The organism is Vibrio navarrensis (assembly GCF_000764325.1).
Lineage (GTDB): Bacteria > Pseudomonadota > Gammaproteobacteria > Enterobacterales > Vibrionaceae > Vibrio > Vibrio navarrensis.
The window spans coordinates 2,895,248-2,913,051 of the sequence record NZ_JMCG01000001.1; the positions used below are offsets into that span (position 1 = coordinate 2,895,248).

13 protein-coding genes and 1 pseudogene are annotated in these 17,804 nt (G+C 49.3%); 9 read left to right on the top strand and 5 right to left on the bottom strand.

Features of this window, described 5'->3' with window-relative positions:
* Positions 1 to 18: 18 nt before the first annotated feature.
* The 4 genes and pseudogenes from EA26_RS12810 to EA26_RS12825 form a co-directional block, all read right to left on the bottom strand.
* Positions 19 to 936, bottom strand: a complete 918-nt coding sequence (locus EA26_RS12810; RefSeq protein ID WP_039428047.1) for a L,D-transpeptidase family protein — start codon at positions 934 to 936, stop codon at positions 19 to 21.
* Positions 937 to 2,346, bottom strand: a complete 1,410-nt coding sequence (gene phrB / locus EA26_RS12815) for a deoxyribodipyrimidine photo-lyase (RefSeq protein ID WP_039428048.1) — start codon at positions 2,344 to 2,346, stop codon at positions 937 to 939.
* Positions 2,343 to 3,152: pseudogene (locus EA26_RS12820) on the bottom strand (MerR family transcriptional regulator). Before EA26_RS12820 ends, phrB begins: the two are co-directional and overlap by 4 nt.
* Positions 3,142 to 4,095: a YbgA family protein gene (locus EA26_RS12825; protein WP_039428051.1), complete on the bottom strand. Its 954-nt coding sequence runs from the start codon at positions 4,093 to 4,095 to the stop codon at positions 3,142 to 3,144. Before EA26_RS12825 ends, EA26_RS12820 begins: the two are co-directional and overlap by 11 nt.
* Positions 4,096 to 4,509: 414 nt before the next feature.
* Between EA26_RS12825 and deoD the strand changes: the two genes are divergently transcribed.
* The 9 genes from deoD to EA26_RS12870 all read left to right on the top strand — a co-directional run bounded on the left by deoD (position 4,510) and on the right by EA26_RS12870 (position 15,098).
* Complete coding sequence (deoD, locus tag EA26_RS12830; protein ID WP_039428053.1) at positions 4,510 to 5,220, top strand: purine-nucleoside phosphorylase; 711 nt, start codon at positions 4,510 to 4,512, stop codon at positions 5,218 to 5,220.
* Positions 5,221 to 5,270: 50 nt separating this feature from the next.
* A complete protein-coding gene (locus tag EA26_RS12835) occupies positions 5,271 to 6,740 on the top strand; it encodes a lactate dehydrogenase (protein ID WP_039428057.1) in 1,470 nt (489 codons plus the stop codon).
* Between the two features lie 168 nt (positions 6,741 to 6,908).
* Positions 6,909 to 8,405 (top strand): tetratricopeptide repeat protein, encoded by a 1,497-nt coding sequence (locus EA26_RS12840; protein ID WP_039428058.1) that lies wholly within the window; start codon positions 6,909 to 6,911, stop codon positions 8,403 to 8,405.
* Positions 8,386 to 9,969 (top strand): GGDEF domain-containing protein, encoded by a 1,584-nt coding sequence (locus EA26_RS12845; RefSeq protein ID WP_039428061.1) that lies wholly within the window; start codon positions 8,386 to 8,388, stop codon positions 9,967 to 9,969. The genes EA26_RS12840 and EA26_RS12845 overlap by 20 nt, the downstream gene beginning before the upstream one ends.
* Before the next feature lie 164 nt (positions 9,970 to 10,133).
* On the top strand, positions 10,134 to 10,526 hold the full coding sequence (locus EA26_RS12850) for a DUF3302 domain-containing protein (RefSeq protein ID WP_039428063.1): 393 nt from the start codon (positions 10,134 to 10,136) through the stop codon (positions 10,524 to 10,526).
* The gene (locus tag EA26_RS12855) at positions 10,526 to 11,656 is read left to right on the top strand and encodes an HlyD family secretion protein (RefSeq protein WP_039428065.1); all 1,131 of its coding nucleotides are present in this window, start codon (positions 10,526 to 10,528) and stop codon (positions 11,654 to 11,656) included. The genes EA26_RS12850 and EA26_RS12855 overlap by 1 nt, the downstream gene beginning before the upstream one ends.
* Positions 11,657 to 11,952: 296 nt before the next feature.
* Positions 11,953 to 12,501: an ECF-type riboflavin transporter substrate-binding protein gene (locus EA26_RS12860; protein WP_039428067.1), complete on the top strand. Its 549-nt coding sequence runs from the start codon at positions 11,953 to 11,955 to the stop codon at positions 12,499 to 12,501.
* Positions 12,502 to 12,507: 6 nt separating this feature from the next.
* Positions 12,508 to 14,259, top strand: a complete 1,752-nt coding sequence (locus EA26_RS12865; RefSeq protein WP_039428069.1) for an ABC transporter ATP-binding protein — start codon at positions 12,508 to 12,510, stop codon at positions 14,257 to 14,259.
* Positions 14,256 to 15,098 carry an energy-coupling factor transporter transmembrane component T family protein gene (locus EA26_RS12870; protein ID WP_039428071.1) on the top strand — a complete coding sequence of 281 codons (843 nt, stop codon included), beginning with the start codon at positions 14,256 to 14,258 and terminating at the stop codon, positions 15,096 to 15,098. The genes EA26_RS12865 and EA26_RS12870 overlap by 4 nt, the downstream gene beginning before the upstream one ends.
* A 49-nt stretch (positions 15,099 to 15,147) precedes the next feature.
* Here the strand turns inward: EA26_RS12870 and EA26_RS12875 are convergent, their stop codons facing one another.
* On the bottom strand, positions 15,148 to 17,472 hold the full coding sequence (locus EA26_RS12875; protein WP_039428073.1) for an FdhF/YdeP family oxidoreductase: 2,325 nt from the start codon (positions 17,470 to 17,472) through the stop codon (positions 15,148 to 15,150).
* Between the last annotated feature and the right edge of the window lie 332 nt (positions 17,473 to 17,804).

A 17,804-nucleotide genomic window follows, 5' to 3' on the forward strand; every position in this document is an offset into this window, starting at 1 on the left:
CTTCACTCAGCGCCGGACTTAACCAAAGTCTGGCGCTGCCACTTCAACGGGCACCCCGTTTTGTGATGTCAGTACCGCTCTGGCTTTGGTGTCATCCAAATTGAGCTCTCCCATCCACCAATCCAACTCGATAGGCACAGTCAGCTCATCTTGTACGCCGTTACTGCGTGTCAAAGGTTCATGCGCTTCAAGATAGACAATGCGCCCCGGCTCCAAGCTGACTTTAACCGGCTGGTTGATAACCGTCACCTTATCCCCTTTTTGCACTTGAGAAAACAGCCATTCGATGTCCTTTGGCTCCATTCGAATGCAACCAGCGCTCACACGCAAACCGATACCAAAATCTTTATTGGTACCGTGGATCAAATAATCACCACTGCCATAGGCAAGACGCAGCGCAAATTCTCCGAGCGGATTTTCCGGGCCTGAGGGGACGATGGGAGGAAGTTCAATGCCTTTCTCAAGATACTCTTTGCGAATAGAAGCGGGCGGCGTCCACGTTGGGTTAGGCCGCTTTTCACTGATTTTGGTCACCATTTCTGGCGTGTCTCGGCCAACACGACCAATCCCGACTGGGAACACATGTACCTTGTTGATCTCAGGTTCAAAATAGTAAAGACGCAGCTCAGCCAGATTGATCACTATGCCTTTGTATTCTACAGGCGGCAGGATCATCTGCGTTGGCACGGAGAGCACGTAACCCTCTTGCGGCAAAAAAGGATCAACCCCTTTATTGGCCGCCATCAAAGCAAGAAAGCCGACATCGTAGTGCTTGGCAATATTGGCCATGGTTTCACCACCTTCAACCACATGGTGCTGAATCCGGCCAATCAAGCGGCTCCCTTCCCGCGGCAAATCAAATGTCGCCGCCCATAAACTGCTGCTGGCAAAAAGTGAGATAAAATAAGCCGATAATCGCGCCGTCTTGCCTTTCATCTAGTCGCTGTCCTTTGCTCTTTTGTACTCCGCTAAGGTTATCTCTCTTTCCCGTTTGTGATCAACCATCGGCGCTGGGTAACTGAGCATGCTTTTCCCAGGCCAGTTCCACGGCTGATGAATGTATTTATCGGGTACGCTTGTCAGTTCAGGTACCCAGCGGCGAATGAAGCGGCCATCCGGGTCAAATTTTTCCCCCTGACTGGTCGGGTTGAAAATGCGAAAATAGGGCTGACCGTCGCACCCGGTGGATGCCGACCACTGCCAGCCGCCATTATTGGCCGCAAAATCACCGTCAATCAGATTCTGCATAAAATACTGCTCGCCATCGCGCCAGTTGAGGTGCAAATCTTTAGTGAGGAAACTCGCCACGATCATGCGCAGACGATTGTGCATCCACCCGGTTTCGTTCAGTTGGCGCATCGCCGCATCGACTATCGGATACCCGGTTTGCCCTTGCTGCCACGTTGTAAGCCATGCAGACTTACCCGGCCAACAGAGTTTGCTTTCCCATTCGACAAAGCCCGCCCCTTTTACCAACTTAGGTTCAAACCAAATCAGATGTTGATAAAACTCGCGCCAGATCAGCTCACTCAGCCATGTTTCCCGCCCCGGAGATAAAAACGCCTGCTGCCAATGCAAACGCACGATGCATTGACGTACCGACAACGCGCCTAACGCTAAATAGGGCGATAGCTGACTGGTGCCAGCCACTGCGGGAAAATCGCGCTGCTTGTCGTAGGTATCCACCGACGTTGCGCAAAAGTCCCTAAGGCGCTGCAAAATCGAAGTGCTGTCTGCTGGCCAAGCATCGCTGGCTTTTCTTGGGAAAGAAAATGGCGCGTCAGGCGTTAAAATTTGCTCAGCCAAGCTTTGCGGCAAGTGACAAGGTGCAACCGCAGAAGAGGTGGTAATCACGGGCAGCGTAAACTGGCTTAACCAAGCACGTTTAAACGGGGTAAAGACTTTGAAGTACTCGCCCTGCTTGTTGCGCACTGAACCAGGTGGCATTAGACATTTGTCGTGAAAACTTTGTAGATGCATGCCGCTTTGCCTTAACTCAGCTTCCAGCCAATGGTCACGCGCCTGCTCATTCACTTCGTATTCGGCATTGATCGCCACGCTGTCTGCACCGAGCTGCCTAGCCCAGCTTGCGACCTGTTCTGCGCTCTGTTGGTAAGTGTCCACTTCGGCGTAAAGCATAGGAATATTGAGCGCCGCGAGGTCGCGCTGCAACTCAGGTAAGCGACGCCAAATCCAGTCAGCTTGAATAGGCGCCATGTGCTGAGATTGCCACTGAGCGGGCGTGGCGACAAAACAGGCGACCACCTGCTGCGAGTTTTCTGTAGCATATTGCAAAGCGGGGTTATCGATCACGCGTAGATCGCGTCTAAACCAAACCAGTTTCATGGGCTTACCTGCTCAAAATGGAGTTTACTCAGCACTTCTGACAACGTGACAGCGCTATGTTGCTGCTGTAGTTGGCGTACGATAGTTTGCTGCTTTTCCTGCAGCGCACGATTGGAAAACAGATGCACCCGCTGATATTTAGTTAACACATCGGCTTGCAGCAAACCACTGACATCATCAACGTGATCAATCAAAGTGATATGCCAGCCTTTATCACTCAAACGCGCCGCTTCTATCCAACTCGCCAATGAATCGCTGCTTTCATAACTGACGATCAAACACTTGCCTTTGCTCGCCGCTTTGTTTTCGGCATCTAAAATTGCGGCTAAACGGCGCACAAGGATCGAACGCAACAAGCCTTTTTGCAGTGAACGGCTTGCGCTTTTCACCAACTCTACGGACTGCAATATCGGCGATAAAAACTGCTCACTCACCACGTTAAAGGGGTACTCGCGCAGCACGGTGTTCAACAGGCTTTCCACTTTGCCTGCACTGAGATCGGCTAACGCAGAGAGCATGGCTTCGACTTCTTCAAGCGCTTAGCTCTCTAGGCGGCTAATATCCGCCGCTTGGCCCAACAAAGCCTGCACTTTACCAATCGCGACCCCTTTAGCCAGCCAGCCTTGGATCTCGCGGATCATCGCCAAGTTTTCTTCGTTGTACAGCCGATGACCTTTTTCCGTTCTTTGCGGCTGAACGAGATTGTAGCGACGCTGCCAAGCTCTGAGTGTCACGGGCTTCACGCCCGTCATTTCTGCCACTTCGCGGATAGCGTAGAGTTTCTCTTCTGTTTGCTTATAAACCATAACGTAATTTCAATTCCTGAGGATGAGGAGCTAAAAACTTCTGACTGTGCAGATAATCATCGGGATAAGTGTTGAGATAATGTTTTATCAGCGTCAGTGGCGCCAGCAAAGGCAGCATGCCTTGACGATACTCGTCTATCGTTTGCGCCAATTCCGCTTTCTGCTCTTTATTGAGCACTTTCTTAAAATAGCCCTGCAAGTGCATCAACACATTGGTATTGTTTTTGCGACTGGCACGGTGGGTTAATGCACGCATCAAACCCTCGCGATATAAGGGAATAAAGGCTTCCAAGTCGTACTCTGCAATCGCGGCAACCAAACGACCAAGCTCACGATAAGATTGCGGATGATGGGCCATCAAGGTCAGTTTATAGCGTGAGTGGAAATCGACAATGCTCTTGCGCGTGCGCACACGTGCCACATTCTGATTGAAATCATGCAAGCAATAGACGCGGGTGATGAAGTTTTCACGCAATACCGGGTCATGCAGTCGGCCATCTTCCTCTACGGGCAACCACGGCATTTTGCGCATCAAAGTCTGCGTATATAAGCCGACTCCCTCTTTCTCCGCGCCATGCAGTTTGTACACCTTGACCTTTTCCATGCCACAGGTTGGCGATTTGGCGCAGACAATATAACCACTCAACTCTTGATCCATCAATTGCGATACTTTCTGTTCGGCGTAGGCCAACATCGCATGCGAGTAATCCTTGTCAGGATTTTTGGTTTCCACTAAAGCAATGCGCTCGGCGTCCGAGACCAAACGAATTGTCGGGCGTGGCACAGGCATGCCCATCCCCACTTCCGGACAAACAGAAACGAAATCCATATAAGCACCAAGATCCTGAACAACAAATCGGCTCAGTTTGTGTCCAGCGTCAAATCTGACTTTATCGCCAAGCACACAGGCGCTGACGCCAACTTTGATACCTGTCTTTTCCATCACACCACACCTTATACAAAAAAATCTCCTGTATAGATATAGCAAAAAAATCATGAGTTATACAAGATTTGTTTTTGTATACATCCAGCTTTTCGCAAACAGAATAGGTTACTTTATGATTAACAAGGTTAATACCTTGTGAGCTTACACAGCCAATTACATCAATATCATTAACAGCAAGCCAAGTTCACTACTGGTTTACCTAAGACAAATCGATTGCCTTTTTGCTTTCAACACATTTAGTTATCAATAGAGGCACGGAGATATAAATCAAAGCAATCTGTGAGCCCTGTCTCATGGAATATCCATTTATCTAGCTAGTATTGCCTCAACGAACAGAAACAGTTTCAACAGAATTGGTAATTAGAATTCATTTTGATGACAATTACCTCAATAGAAATATTGGAGAACGCTATGGCAACCCCACACATCAACGCACAACCTGGTGATTTTGCAGAAACCGTCCTGATGCCAGGTGACCCGCTGCGCGCGAAATACATCGCAGAAACCTTCCTTGAAGACGTTAAACAGGTTTGCGATGTGCGCAACATGTTTGGTTTTACTGGCACTTACAAAGGGAAGAAAGTCTCTGTGATGGGCCACGGCATGGGCATCCCATCCGCGTGTATCTATGTGCATGAGCTGATTGCAGAGTACGGCGTTAAGAACGTTATCCGTGTCGGTAGCTGTGGTGCGGTACGTGACGATGTAAACCTAATGGACGTGGTTATCGGTATGGGCGCATCCACTGACTCTAAAGTGAACCGCATCCGCTTTAACGATCACGACTTCGCCGCTCTAGCAGACTACGGCCTACTTGAAGAAGCGGTGAAGCAAGCACGTGCGCAAAACGTCCCTGTAAAAGTGGGTAACGTGTTCTCTGCAGATCTTTTCTACACCCCGGAAGCTGATATCTTCGAGAAGATGGAGAAACTGGGCATTCTAGGTGTGGATATGGAAGCGGCGGGCATCTACGGCGTAGCCGCTGATCTTAAAGCAAAAGCGCTGACTATTCTGACCGTTTCTGATCACATTATCCGCGGTGAAAAACTGAGCTCTGAAGATCGTCAGAAGTCATTCAATGACATGATGAAAGTTGCGCTAGAAACAGCAATCAATATCTAAACTTTTGGCCGGGTTCGCTCGGCCATGCGAATAATCCCGAGGGGGTGATCGTGTCTAACGGCGAACTGCCAAAAGACGCAGATGGGTTACAACTCAACTTTTGTAAAACATTGGCGTGTGACAACTTTGGTCTGAGCGATGCAAAACGATATGTTTTGCAACATGCAAACCCTAAGCGTCCAGCGATGGTCTGCCGTGAATGTGGAGCTTTCCCCCCCTTACTTAACAACCGTGAAGTGCTGAACGAGCTGCATCGCTTGCGTCAGCTTCACAGCGACGGCTTACCTGCTTGTCGCAATGACGATTGCGCCAACTTTGGCCTATCGGTTCATACTCACAAACACCTCTACCATGCATTTGGCTACAGTGGCGATCGACAAAGATATCGCTGCAAAAGTTGTCAATCAACCTTTGTCGATAAATGGTCTGGGGCAAATAAAAAGCTGCAATTCCAAGAAAACTTGATGGGTCTGCTGTTTACTGGCTACTCAGTGCGAGAAATCTGTCGCAAGCTGCACATCAATCCAAAAACGTTTTACGATCACGTCGATCACATTGCCAGCCGTTGCCGACGCAAATTGGCCACCATTGATGCACGCTGGGTCAATCATGCACAAAGTTATCAACTTGCTTCCCACTATGTTCCGTTACAGCCTAACAGCGATAACGGCGTGTACTGGATCGCGTCGGGTGAAGCCCAGTCCGGCTACATTCTTTGCCAGCACGTCAACTACTCAGCCAATGAAGAGCCTTTAGGCTCGGTGGATCATAACCCTTACGAACCGCTTTCGCGTTTTGTCTCTACCGAATACGTTGCTGAAGCCAAAGAAGCAGCGGGAGCACCGTCAGACTATTTGCGCGAGCGAATTGATCAGAAATATCAAACCATCTTGGCACGCGGAAACGTAGAAGACCCGATGGGCAACATGACGGTGTTTAACTATCCGTCAAAAGGCGCGGTGGTTCGTCCGCCCTACACCTCTTACGCTCACTATCTTCATGTATTGGATATGTGCAACGACGCTTGTCGTGTCTCTATTTACATGCCACAAGATCCATTACTGCGCTCTGCGGCACTGAGTGTTTGCCTCTCGCGGATCAAGAGTCAGAATGTTGACCTGATGTATGTTGAAGAAGATGCGGACTGGAAAATGGATCAGCCTTTTGAACGAGTCGACATTGTCTATATGAGCTGGTGGCGAGATCGCTGGGCGATTGCCAATCAAGGTGAGGTACAAAAAGGCATCTATTATCTTGCTGGCAATAATAACCATCCCGAACAATGGTTTAATACCGCCACTACGCGCAACATCGCCTTCTTCCAGCGTCGCTTCCAAGTTCTGTTTGAAAGCTTTATCAACGAGCCAAGACGTAAACTCCGCCCCGGAGGCATTTTGTCACTGCTAGACATATTCAGAGCGTGGCACAATTTATGCTATCAAGACAAACAAGGGCAAACCGCGGCACAGCGGCTCGGTGTGACCGAAAAGCCACTGACACTCAAGCAGCTTTTGTCCTAATGCAGCACTGTAGAAGGTTTAACCTGAGTTAAGAATGTGAAATAACGCCCAATATTCATAACCCAGCGACAGCGAGCGGAACAATTAAGCCCAGATATAGTGCTAATTTTTGACACGTCAATATAATGAAAGTGTTAGACGCCCTCTTTACTGTCACGGATGTAAACTTTGGATAAAAGCCAATTTCAGTTAGATACAGAACTCAGACAGCTCAAGGCTCGCATCAATCAAGAGCCAGAAGCGGTACTCAAAGTCGCTGAACAGTGCTACGTCCGTGCGGAACAGATTCTCTACCCTGAAGGTGAAATTCGCGCACTGCTGATCCTCTCGCAGTGCTGTTGGAACTTGATGGACTATCGCCGTGGGCTAAAGTTTGTTAAAGACGCTTACAGTAAACAAAACCGCTTAGATAACGACGATCATCTTCCGGAAATTCTCCACCTTCACGCCCTGCAATACTGGGGACAAGCCAAGTATTACTCCGCCCAGCAGTATTGGATAAACACCCTCGAGCAATCCGCACTAGTTGATGAGGTGGAGATCCAAATTGAGGCTTTGATTGGCCTTGGCAATGTTTGGCGCATCACGACAGACTACAAACTGGCCGCCGCCACCCATGCACTCGCGGTTAAAGTCGCCAATAACGCCCGCATTGACTGGTTAGAAGGCAAAGCACGTATTTTGCTGGCTTGGGATTACTACTTGCTCAACAACTATGTGGAAATGTTAACCGTGCTGGATGGTGCGGCCGAAGTGCTGAAGGACTACCACGACAAAACTTGGCAAGCTGAAATCTGGGATTTTCGCGGGTTAGCCTTACTTGGGCTAGAGCGGCTTGATGCTGCCGATGAAGCGACGCAAAAAGCCCATGAACTCGCTGTTGAGCACAACCTGACGTGGATGAAAGCTCATTCGTACATCAGCCGAGCGCGCTTGGAACTGCTGCGTAAAAATACCCTCAATGCGGCGAAACTGCTCGCACAGGCAGAAGCATCCGCCGTTCGTTTTGACAATGGCGAACTGCTCAGCCAAATTTGTTTTCAACAGTCTAAAGTCGCCGAAGAGCAAGGCAATTATGAGTTGGCGTATCAAGCTTTTCAGAAGTATCGCCGCCACTCACTGCAGATGCTCCGAGAACAAACCAGCCGCGTCAGCATGGACAAAGCTCGTGGCTCAAAAAGACAACTGGAGCAACGCGCGCGCAAACTGATTAACCGCATACGTGCGCAGCACGAATATGATCCGGAAAAACAATTTTCCAATGTGGTGTCCGAGACTTATTGGTGGGAACAACTGGTTCTGTTTAAGACCGAACTGAAAAAAGGCAACCACGCGGTGATCATGATCCGCCACAGCGACTCTGCGTATTTAGACGTTTGTACTGAACTGGCGCACAGCCTCTCCACCACCAAAGATCTGATTTCCCGTTTGAGCGCTGATCGTGTGGCGATGCTGATCAGCGAAAAAGAACAGGCGGCTGAAGAGTTGTTCACCATATTCTCCAGTATGCTGAGCATCTATCCTTGGAAACGCAAAGGACTAAACGGCGCCCTACCCGAAATCACGCTGCACGATATTCTCACTTTTCCGTTTACGCTTGAGCAGTTGGAAGAGAGCCAAAGAAAAAAGACAAAGGTAAAGAAGCATGGAAAAGCTGCTGAATAAAGTCACCGACGCGGGTTTTGATCCTGCCTCCGTGGCCGGAGAAGAGGCCATTATTCTTTGGAATCATGTTCGCCAGCATGTTGCTTCCACCCGCAAAGAGCGCGCGCACTGCTACATCATCAGCGCGGAGTATCGCTACGAGTTAAAGCAGTTACAACTAAGCATTGATGAGTTGCGTCAAGCGCTGCAATTGCTTGAATTACCTGAAGACGCAGAAGACATTCTTACGGTTAAGGCTAGCCTGAGTGAGCGATTGGTCGACATTGGCGACTATACCGCCGCGCTCAATGAGTACGTCTCCTCCTCGAATATTGCCGTTGAACACGGATTTATCGATGAATATGTGACCTCGATTGTCGGCATGGGTAACCTTTGCGATGCATTTGGCGATCACAACCGCGCGCTGCGTTACTATCAAAAAATTGATGGTATTGACCACTCCATCAGCAGCCGTTCACTGCGGCTACGTTATAAACTCTATCTGCTCTCCTGCTACATCCATTTGGGCCGTGTCAATGTGGCCAAGGATCTTTTAAAAGAGTGTGAAGAGCTGAGTATTCTGGTCAGCGATAAAATTCTCTCAGGGCAAGTTCTGCTTTACCAAGCCAAGTTGCACCGATTGCAAAACCAACACATGCAAGCCTTGCTGGCTCTGTCAAAAGCGCAGTACTCTTCGAGCAGCCTGCACTCAAACTGGTTGTCGATCATGAATCGTATCGAACTCGCTTACTCGCTATGTGCGATTGGCAGACAAGAGCTCGCCAATATGCTGCTCGTCAGTGCAGCGAAGAACATTGAGCTGAAAGCCTCTCCTATCGTCGCAAAGCAGTTTTACGACGCAATGAGTAAGGTATTAGCCGCGCAAGGTCGATTTAAAGACGCGTTGGCGTGTGAGAAGAAAGGCTTTCGCATTGAGTCGGATCTGATGAAGCACATCCCGATCAGTGAGCTGGGAGCAAGCCAGCTGCGCCGCATCTCCCGTTTTGATCTGCAACTGAAATTGATCCTCTCTGAGATTGAGAACAAGGAACTCAAAGAGACCACACAGCAACACAAAAATACCATGGCGCAGTTGCAACAGGATGTGTTCACCGATCCGCTCACCGCGCTGCACAACCGACGTTGGCTGGACGTGAAACTCAAAGATCTGCTGCTGCATGAAACACCGTTTGCGCTGATGGTGATCGATATCGACCACTTCAAATCGATCAACGATGAGCTGAGCCATTTAGTCGGCGATAAGGCGATCGTCAGCGTTTCACATGAGCTTGCCGCTTACTTTAAGTTTCGCGGTGCCTCGTGCGTGCGTTTTGGCGGAGAAGAGTTCTTAGTGATCTTAGAAAATACCGACCTCGCTAAAGCCGAGCTGCACGCAGAAAATTACCGCGAACGCATTTTCCAGTTTGGCTGGACGGAGATTTTAGGTGAACGCGGTTTGACCGTTTCAATCGGCATCACCATGCATCGCGACGGTGAAAATACCCAACGCACCTTCTATCGCGCCGATAAAGCGCTCTACCGCGCCAAAGCCAACGGACGCAATCAGGTGTGTACGGAAGAATAATTCTCAAATGACTTAACGCCGACGTTCCGTTGAGCGTTAAGCTTCATTTTATTGCTCCTAATCTAATAACTCTCTGATACTTAGCCAATTCCCTTGCAGTAATAAATCCTATAATGAATACTTACTACACCTTTAATTCACTCCATTTTTAGCAAGGAAGTAAGATGTTTCTCGATTATTTTGCATTGGGATTGCTCGTCTTCGTCGCCTTAGTCATTTTTTACGGCATCATCGTGATTCACGATATTCCATACGAAATTGCCAAAGAGCGCGAGCATCCACATCAAGACGCCATTCACTATGCTGGCTGGGTAAGTCTATTCACCCTTCACGCACTGTGGCCCTTTCTTTGGATTTGGGCAACACTTTGGCGCAAAGAGCGTGGCTGGGGCTTTCAGAAGCTAGAAGAAGAACAACATGATATCCATCATCGTGTTACAGCGCTGATGGATGAGGTGACGCAACTGCGCAGTGAGATAGAACAACTGAAGTCTCCTCAGCATCGTGACAATTCGGTTGATGCTGACCATGCGGACATTGAAAAGGAGAAACAATAATGGATTTACTGCTTGTCCTCACATATACCGCCCTTTGCATCGCCATTTTTAAAGTGTTTAAGATCCCGCTGAACAAGTGGACAGTCCCTACCGCCGTTTTGGGTGGTGTCGTTCTTATTGGGACCTTGATTCTATTGATGAACTACAACCATCCTTTTACGCAACTCGGTAACCAAGTTTATTCCACTACTCCTATTGTTTCAGGCGTGCGTGGTAGAGTCATTGATGTTCCTGTTCAAGCAAATCAACCTCTCTATCAAGGGGATGTCCTGTTTCGTATTGATCCTGTCCCTTTTGAAGCAGAAGTAGAAAGACTGAAAGCAAAAGTCAAGGAAGCCAGCCAAGGCGCACTAGGCTTGGAATCCAATGTCAAAGAGTCACAAGCGGCAGTGCTAAAAGCGATGGCAGAGAGAGATAAAGCCAAACGTGAGTATGATCGCTATCTCAGAGGTTTTGAGCGTGGTGCGTTTACAGAGCAACAAATGGATACCACTCGCCAAGCTTATAAGGCTGCTCAAGCCGCGTTGGAGGTTGCACAGTCTCAGCAAGAGCAAGCCAAAATATCTCTCGATTCAGAGATTGGAGGGGAAAACACTCAAGTCGCCCAACTGTTAGCCGAGCTGCGAAAAGCAGAGTTCGATCTAGAGCAAACGGTGGTGAGAGCGCCAAGCGATGGCTACGTTACTCAGTTGGCGCTGCGTCCTGGAGTAATGTCTGTTCCGCTGCCTTTAGCGCCAGTGATGACATTTGTTCATACGGAAGAAAAGATTTACACCGCTGCTTTTCGTCAGAACTCACTTCAACGTTTAAAGCGTGGTTTTGAAGCGGAGTTTCTTTTCCGCGCGCTTCCAGGAAAAATATTTAAGGGCGAGGTGATCGAAGTGTTACCTGCGATTGGCGAGAGCCAAATCCAAGCTCGAGGTTCATTGTTAGGTACAGAAGCACTGAAAACCTCAGGGCGCGTTTTTGTCACTTTACGACTTACAGATGATATCTCTGAGTATCAGCTACCTATGGGAACGGCCGTTGAAGTAGCCGTTTACTCAGACACCTTCACCCATGTCTCTATCATGCGTAAGGTTTTGATTCGCATGAAAAGCTGGCAGAACTACCTATACTTAGACCACTAATTTCCATCCCTTCGTTTCTTTTTATTTTGGGGCTGTCATTTCAGCCCCATTTCATGCAAGCCGCTTAATCAGAGTCCATTCCCTCACCTCATATAATTCTGTATACTGCGCGCCTTATTTTTATGTGTGCGGAAAAAGCAAGCGTGTCAAAAGGATATGCAGAAAACATCACAACTTTTCTGATGATTAATCGCACCGACCATAAGCGACTTGGTTGTTTTGTCTATTTCATAGACAATCAGGCGGCTCATCGCAAACAATGATGTGTTCTTTCGACAATTGAACAGAGGTTAACTATGAATCTTTCAGCTAAAACCGTAGTGGTGATTGCAATCGGTGCGGCGCTTTACGGCATTGGTGGCTTGCCCATGTTTGGCATTCCGGTTTTTGCCAATACCACACTCAAGCCGGCGATGGCGGTACTCGCGCTGTTTTCTGTTCTCTTTGGCCCTCTGGTCGGCTTTTTGGTGGGCTTTATTGGTCACTGGGTGACGGACCTGTTCGCCGGTTGGGGCGTGTGGCTGACTTGGGCTCTCGGCTCTGGTTTGGTTGGTTTGATTATCGGCTTCTTCCCATCTCTGACTCGCAACCGCTTGGAAAAAGGCGAGTTTAGTATGAAAGACTTTGCCCTGTTTGTGTTGCTTGCGCTGCTTGGCAACGTGTTTGGTTATGGCTGTTCTGCGTTCCTCGATACCCTGTTATATGCCGAACCTTTCACAAAAGTGTTTACCCAACTGACGATTATTGCCTCAGGTAACACCGTCCTGATCGCCGTTGTGGGCTATTTCATTCTTAAATCGGTCGCGAAGCGCAATAAGCAGAGCCGCAACTTAACTGAGGCTTAATCGCGCATGACCATCGAATTTTCTAACTTCTCTTTTCGATATGAGTCGCTGGACAAACCGACGCTAAAAAATATCAATCTAAGGATAGAGAAAGGAGAGAAAATCGTCATCATTGGCCCAAGCGGTAGCGGTAAATCGACGCTTGGCCAATGCCTCAACGGGCTGATTCCGCACGCGGTGAAAGGAGAAATCTCTGGCAAGCTGCGTATCAATGGGCAAAATACTGACACTTTTGACATGCACCAATTCACCGAACAAGTGGGCACGGTTTTGCAAGATACCGACAGCCAGTTTGTCGGGTTGAGCATTGGTGAAGATATTGCGTTCGCGCTGGAAAACCAACTGACTAGCAATATTGAGATGTACCCGCTGGTCAAAGCCACTGCGCGTATGGTTGATCTGGAGATGATGCTGGAGCGCTCGCCGCACGATCTCTCCGGTGGGCAAAAACAGCGAGTCTCACTGGCGGGCATTTTAGTCGACCATGTCGATATTTTGCTGTTTGATGAACCGCTAGCCGCACTTGACCCGAAAACGGGCAAGAAGACCATTGAAATCATTGATGATCTGCACACACAAAGTGGCAAAACCGTGGTGATTATTGAACACCGCCTGGAAGATGTGCTGCATCGGCCAGTGGATCGCATCATCTTGATGGATAACGGCGAAATAATTGCTGACACCACACCTGACAAGCTACTTGCTTCTTCTTTGCTGGCGCAGTACGGAATTCGTGAGCCGCTCTACCTTTCGGCTTTAAAAGCGGCTGGCTGCCAGCTTACTGCACAGCATCATCCATCGAAGCTGTCGCACATCCCTGTTGAACCGTTTGCCAAGCCGCTTCGCGCTTGGTTTGATGCCGCTAAGCCTGTCTCTGAGCGTTCACTATCGGCGCCTCTTTTGCAAGTGCGTGATTTGACCTATTCCTATGATGGTGAGAAAAATGCGCTTGAGAACGTCAGTTTCGATATTCAACGTGGCGAGTTTGTCTCCGTGCTGGGTAAAAACGGCTCAGGAAAATCAACCATCACCAAACTACTGATGGGGGTACTGACGCCAGATGCAGGTTCAATGCACTTACATGGCGACGATCTCAGTCAGTTGTCGATTTTTGAGCGCAGCCAAAGAATCGGCGTTGTGATGCAAAACCCCAATCATATGATCTCCCATCACATGATTTTCGATGAAGTCGCTTTTGGCCTGCGTAATCGTGGCCTCGACGAAATGCAGATCGAGAGCAAAGTGCTCGAGGCTCTGGCGCTGTGTGGACTGAGTAAGTATCGTCACTGGCCGATTGAAGCGTTGAGCTACGGACAGAAAAAACGCGTGACCATCGCCTCGATTCTCGCTTTAAAGCCGCAACTGTTGATCCTTGATGAACCGACCGCGGGTCAGGATTATCGCAATTACACTGCGATGTTGCGCTTTATCGAAAAACTCAACCGCGAGCTTGGCATCACGGTGATGATCATCTCGCACGATCTGCACCTAGTGCTTGAATACACCACACGTTCGCTGGTCATTGCCGACAGCAAATTGATCGCCGATGCACCGATGACCCACGTTTTGAGCTCGCCCGCTTTGCTCGATAACGCCAACCTCACGGTCACCAGCTTGTATCCGTTGGCGGAAAAGTTTGCTATTGCCGACCGTGATGGATTGATGCGCCACTTTATCGCCAGCGAGAAAGACCATCGCGAGAAAGTCGACGAAAGTGAAACCTTGTCAACCGAGCGCTGTCACGAGAAGCAGGCATGAAAGAGACCAAAATGAAGTTTGGTATCAACTACATTGATACCCAATCGCCTTTGCATCAGCTTAACGGCATCACAAAATTCGCCCTGTTCATCGCGTGGATCACGGTAGTACTCACTACCTTTGACTTACGGATGATTGGCTTGTTGATCATCGCGGGGCTTGGGCTGCTCAAACTCACCCGAGTACCATTTCGCGTGTATAAATCCTTGCTGCTGGGTACTGGGAGCGTACTTCTGCTCAACGCGCTGTTTATGTTTGCCTTAGCTCCGCAGCAAGGCAGCGAATACATCGGCACAGCGCACGTGCTGCTCTCGCTGCCCGGAGACTACTCGCTCACCCAAGAGACGCTGTTTTACTTAGTCACCGTGACACTGAAATATTTCAGCATGTTCCCGATTGCGTTGGTGTTTGTCTTCACAACCCATCCGACGGAGTTTGCCGCGAGCCTTAACCGCCTCGGCGTGCCGTACAAAATCGCCTACGCGGTCAGTTTAACGTTGCGTTACCTACCGGAAGTGAAGAAAGATTTCGTCAATATCATGCACGCCCAGCAAGCTCGCGGAGTCGAACTCAGCAAGAAAGCACCGCTGTTTACGCGTTTGAAAAACGTCGCCAAAATTCTTGGCCCGCTCATTTTTTCCAGCTTGGAACGCGCAGATCAAATTTCCAACGCGATGACACTACGCGGCTTTGGTCGGCATAATTCGCGTACTTGGTACAGTTTAAAACCGCTCAAACAAGTGGATTATCTTTGCCTCACCGCGATTGTCGTGATCGTCGCGGCAGCGATTGGTAAGCGCTTACTCGACACGGCGCTATTCTGGTATCCGTGGTCGTAAAAACAGCGAGGCCCTGCATGATGCAGGGCCTCGCTGTTTAGCATAGTGATTACACTGCGGTGGTCGCAATCACCTCACTTGGCTGGGCTTTTTTAAGTTTAATCGCAATAAACTTGGAAGTTGGGGTAAATGTGCGTTCACCGTAACTCTCCAGCGGAACCAAAGGGTTGGTCTCAGGGTAATAGGCTGCAGCTTGTCCCGCGGGCATATCATACGCCACCAGCTCAAAGCCGCTCACCCGGCGTTCCACGCCATCTTCCCACAAGCTCACCAAGTCGACTTTGTCACCCGCTTGATAACCCAAACGGCGAATTTCCTCTTGATTGACAAACACCACATCACGTCGGCCAAACACACCACGATAACGGTCGTTCAAACCATACAGCGTGGTGTTGTATTGATCGTGCGAGCGCAGCGTTTGCAAAATCAAATCCGGATTATCACCACGTGACGTAACGTGCTCATTCACCAGTTGTGCGGGCAAAGCTGAAGGAGAAAACTGTGCTTTGCCACTGGCGGTATTCCACTCACACCGCGCCGCCGCATTGCCCAGATAGAAACCACCGGGGTGCTGCACGCGTTGGTTAAAATCTTTAAAGCCGGGAATGGTCTGCTCAATTAAATCACGAATACGGCTGTAATCAGCAATGGCCCAATCCCAGTCAATCGGGAAATTGCCCAATGTTGCTTTGGCAATCCCGGCCAAAATGGCGGGTTCAGAGCGCAAATGCGGCGAGCGCGGTTTCAGTTGACCATACGAGAGGTGCACCATACTAAAGGTATCTTCCACCGTCACACCTTGCGGGCCATGGGCTTGCACATCGATTTCAGTGCGACCTAAGCACGGCAGGATCAAGGCATCACGCCCGGTCACCAAATGAGAGCGGTTGAGTTTAGTGGCAATGTGTACCGTTAGCTCGCAGTTGCGCATGGCTTGGTGAGTGCGAGGCGTATCCGGTGTTGCTTGGGCGAAATTGCCACCAAGACCGATAAAGACTTTGGCGCGTTTTTCTTCCATCGCCTGAATCGCCTGTACGGCGTTGTGGCCATGTGAGCGAGGCACCTTGAACTGAAAACGTTTCTCCAGTGCATCAAGCAAAAACGCAGGCGGTTTCTCATTGATCCCCATGGTGCGATCGCCCTGCACATTACTGTGACCACGCACTGGCGATAAACCTGCGCCCGGTTTGCCCACGTTGCCGCGCAGCAATTGCAGATTCACCACTTCCTGAATAGTCACTACCGAGTGGCGATGCTGCGTCAGCCCCATCGCCCAGCACATGATAACGCGATCGGCGTGGCGATAGATGTGCGCTAGCGACTCAATCTCATCGAGTTGCAAACCTGATTGCTCAACAATTTGCAGCCATGATGTTTGCTCAACAGCGGCTAAATAGGCGTCTAACCCGTTGGTATGCTGACGAATGAACTCGTGGTCAAACACAGGTTCCCCGCCCTGTGCGTGCGCTTCACGTTCCCATTGCAATAGAAACTTCGCCATGCCACGAAACACCGCCATGTCGCCGCCCAGCGCCGGATGATAATAAGCACTGCTGGTCGGTTTTGAGCCGTTGCGTAGCATTTCAATCGGCAATTGTGGGTTTTGAAAACGCTCCAAACCACGCTCTTTGAGTGGGTTAAGGCAGACAACCTGTGCGCCGCGTTTTACCGCCGCGCGCAGCGGTTCTAACATTCGCGGATGGTTAGTACCGGGGTTTTGCCCGATAATAAAAATCGCATCAGCGTGCTCTAAATCTTTAAACACCACCGTGCCTTTACCCACCCCGATGGTTTCAAACAACCCTATCGCGCTGGCTTCGTGGCACATATTGGAACAGTCGGGAAAATTATTGGTGCCAAAGGCACGCACAAACAGCTGATAGAGGTAGGCCGCTTCGTTGCTGGCTCGCCCCGAGGTGTAAAATTCCGCTTCATCAGGCGATTGCAGCGCGTTGAGATGCTTGGCGACTAAATCAAACGCTTCTTGCCAAGAGATAGCGACATAGTGATCACTACTCGCATCGTAGCGCATCGGATGACTCAAACGACCTTGGTATTCCAACCAGTAGTCAGTTTGCTTTGCCAACTCACTGACACTGTGCTGGGCAAAAAACTCCGGATCGACTAAGCGGCTGGTGGCTTCCCAGTTAACGGCTTTGGCGCCGTTTTCGCAAAAATTGACCATGCCGTTTTCTGGTGATTCTCCCCAAGCGCATCCCGGACAGTCAAAGCCGCCATTTTGGTTAGTCTTGAGCATCGCGCGTAAGTTTCGAAAGGCATTGTCGCTGCCTAACCAGCTTTTCGTGACCGCTTTGAGCGCTCCCCAGCCACCCGCAGGGCCAGAATATTGTTCAATCTGTTCTTTTTGCTTCATGACGACACTCCTCGTTCGGAATGACAATGAACTCTGATTTACCACTCTGATTTACCACTCGGATTTATTAATGAGCGATAGAAAATAGCGATCCTAGCGTCAAGCACTTTGATTTCGGTGAAATAACGTTGAGGAGATAAAGTTCACTGACTGATTATTCAATGCCACAAATTATTTGGGCGATTTTTATTTTAGATAGAGGTTAATCCCTATTTCTACGTTAGTCAAATTGATTGATTTAATTTTAATTGATAGGAACTATCAGGATAATTAAATACAAAGTTTGCATTTTCATCACTTGTCTCGCTATTGCTCTCTTAAAAACAAAGCGT

Coding starts and splice junctions, on each gene's coding strand:
- deoD (WP_039428053.1), top strand. CDS start 4,510: ATGGCAACCCCACACATCAACGCACAACCTGGTGATTTTGCAGAAACC.
- EA26_RS12875 (WP_039428073.1), bottom strand. CDS start 17,472: ATGAAGCAAAAAGAACAGATTGAACAATATTCTGGCCCTGCGGGTGGC.
- EA26_RS12850 (WP_039428063.1), top strand. CDS start 10,134: ATGTTTCTCGATTATTTTGCATTGGGATTGCTCGTCTTCGTCGCCTTA.
- EA26_RS12860 (WP_039428067.1), top strand. CDS start 11,953: ATGAATCTTTCAGCTAAAACCGTAGTGGTGATTGCAATCGGTGCGGCG.
- EA26_RS12865 (WP_039428069.1), top strand. CDS start 12,508: ATGACCATCGAATTTTCTAACTTCTCTTTTCGATATGAGTCGCTGGAC.
- EA26_RS12855 (WP_039428065.1), top strand. CDS start 10,526: ATGGATTTACTGCTTGTCCTCACATATACCGCCCTTTGCATCGCCATT.
- EA26_RS12870 (WP_039428071.1), top strand. CDS start 14,256: ATGAAAGAGACCAAAATGAAGTTTGGTATCAACTACATTGATACCCAA.
- EA26_RS12845 (WP_039428061.1), top strand. CDS start 8,386: ATGGAAAAGCTGCTGAATAAAGTCACCGACGCGGGTTTTGATCCTGCC.
- EA26_RS12825 (WP_039428051.1), bottom strand. CDS start 4,095: ATGGAAAAGACAGGTATCAAAGTTGGCGTCAGCGCCTGTGTGCTTGGC.
- phrB (WP_039428048.1), bottom strand. CDS start 2,346: ATGAAACTGGTTTGGTTTAGACGCGATCTACGCGTGATCGATAACCCC.
- EA26_RS12810 (WP_039428047.1), bottom strand. CDS start 936: ATGAAAGGCAAGACGGCGCGATTATCGGCTTATTTTATCTCACTTTTT.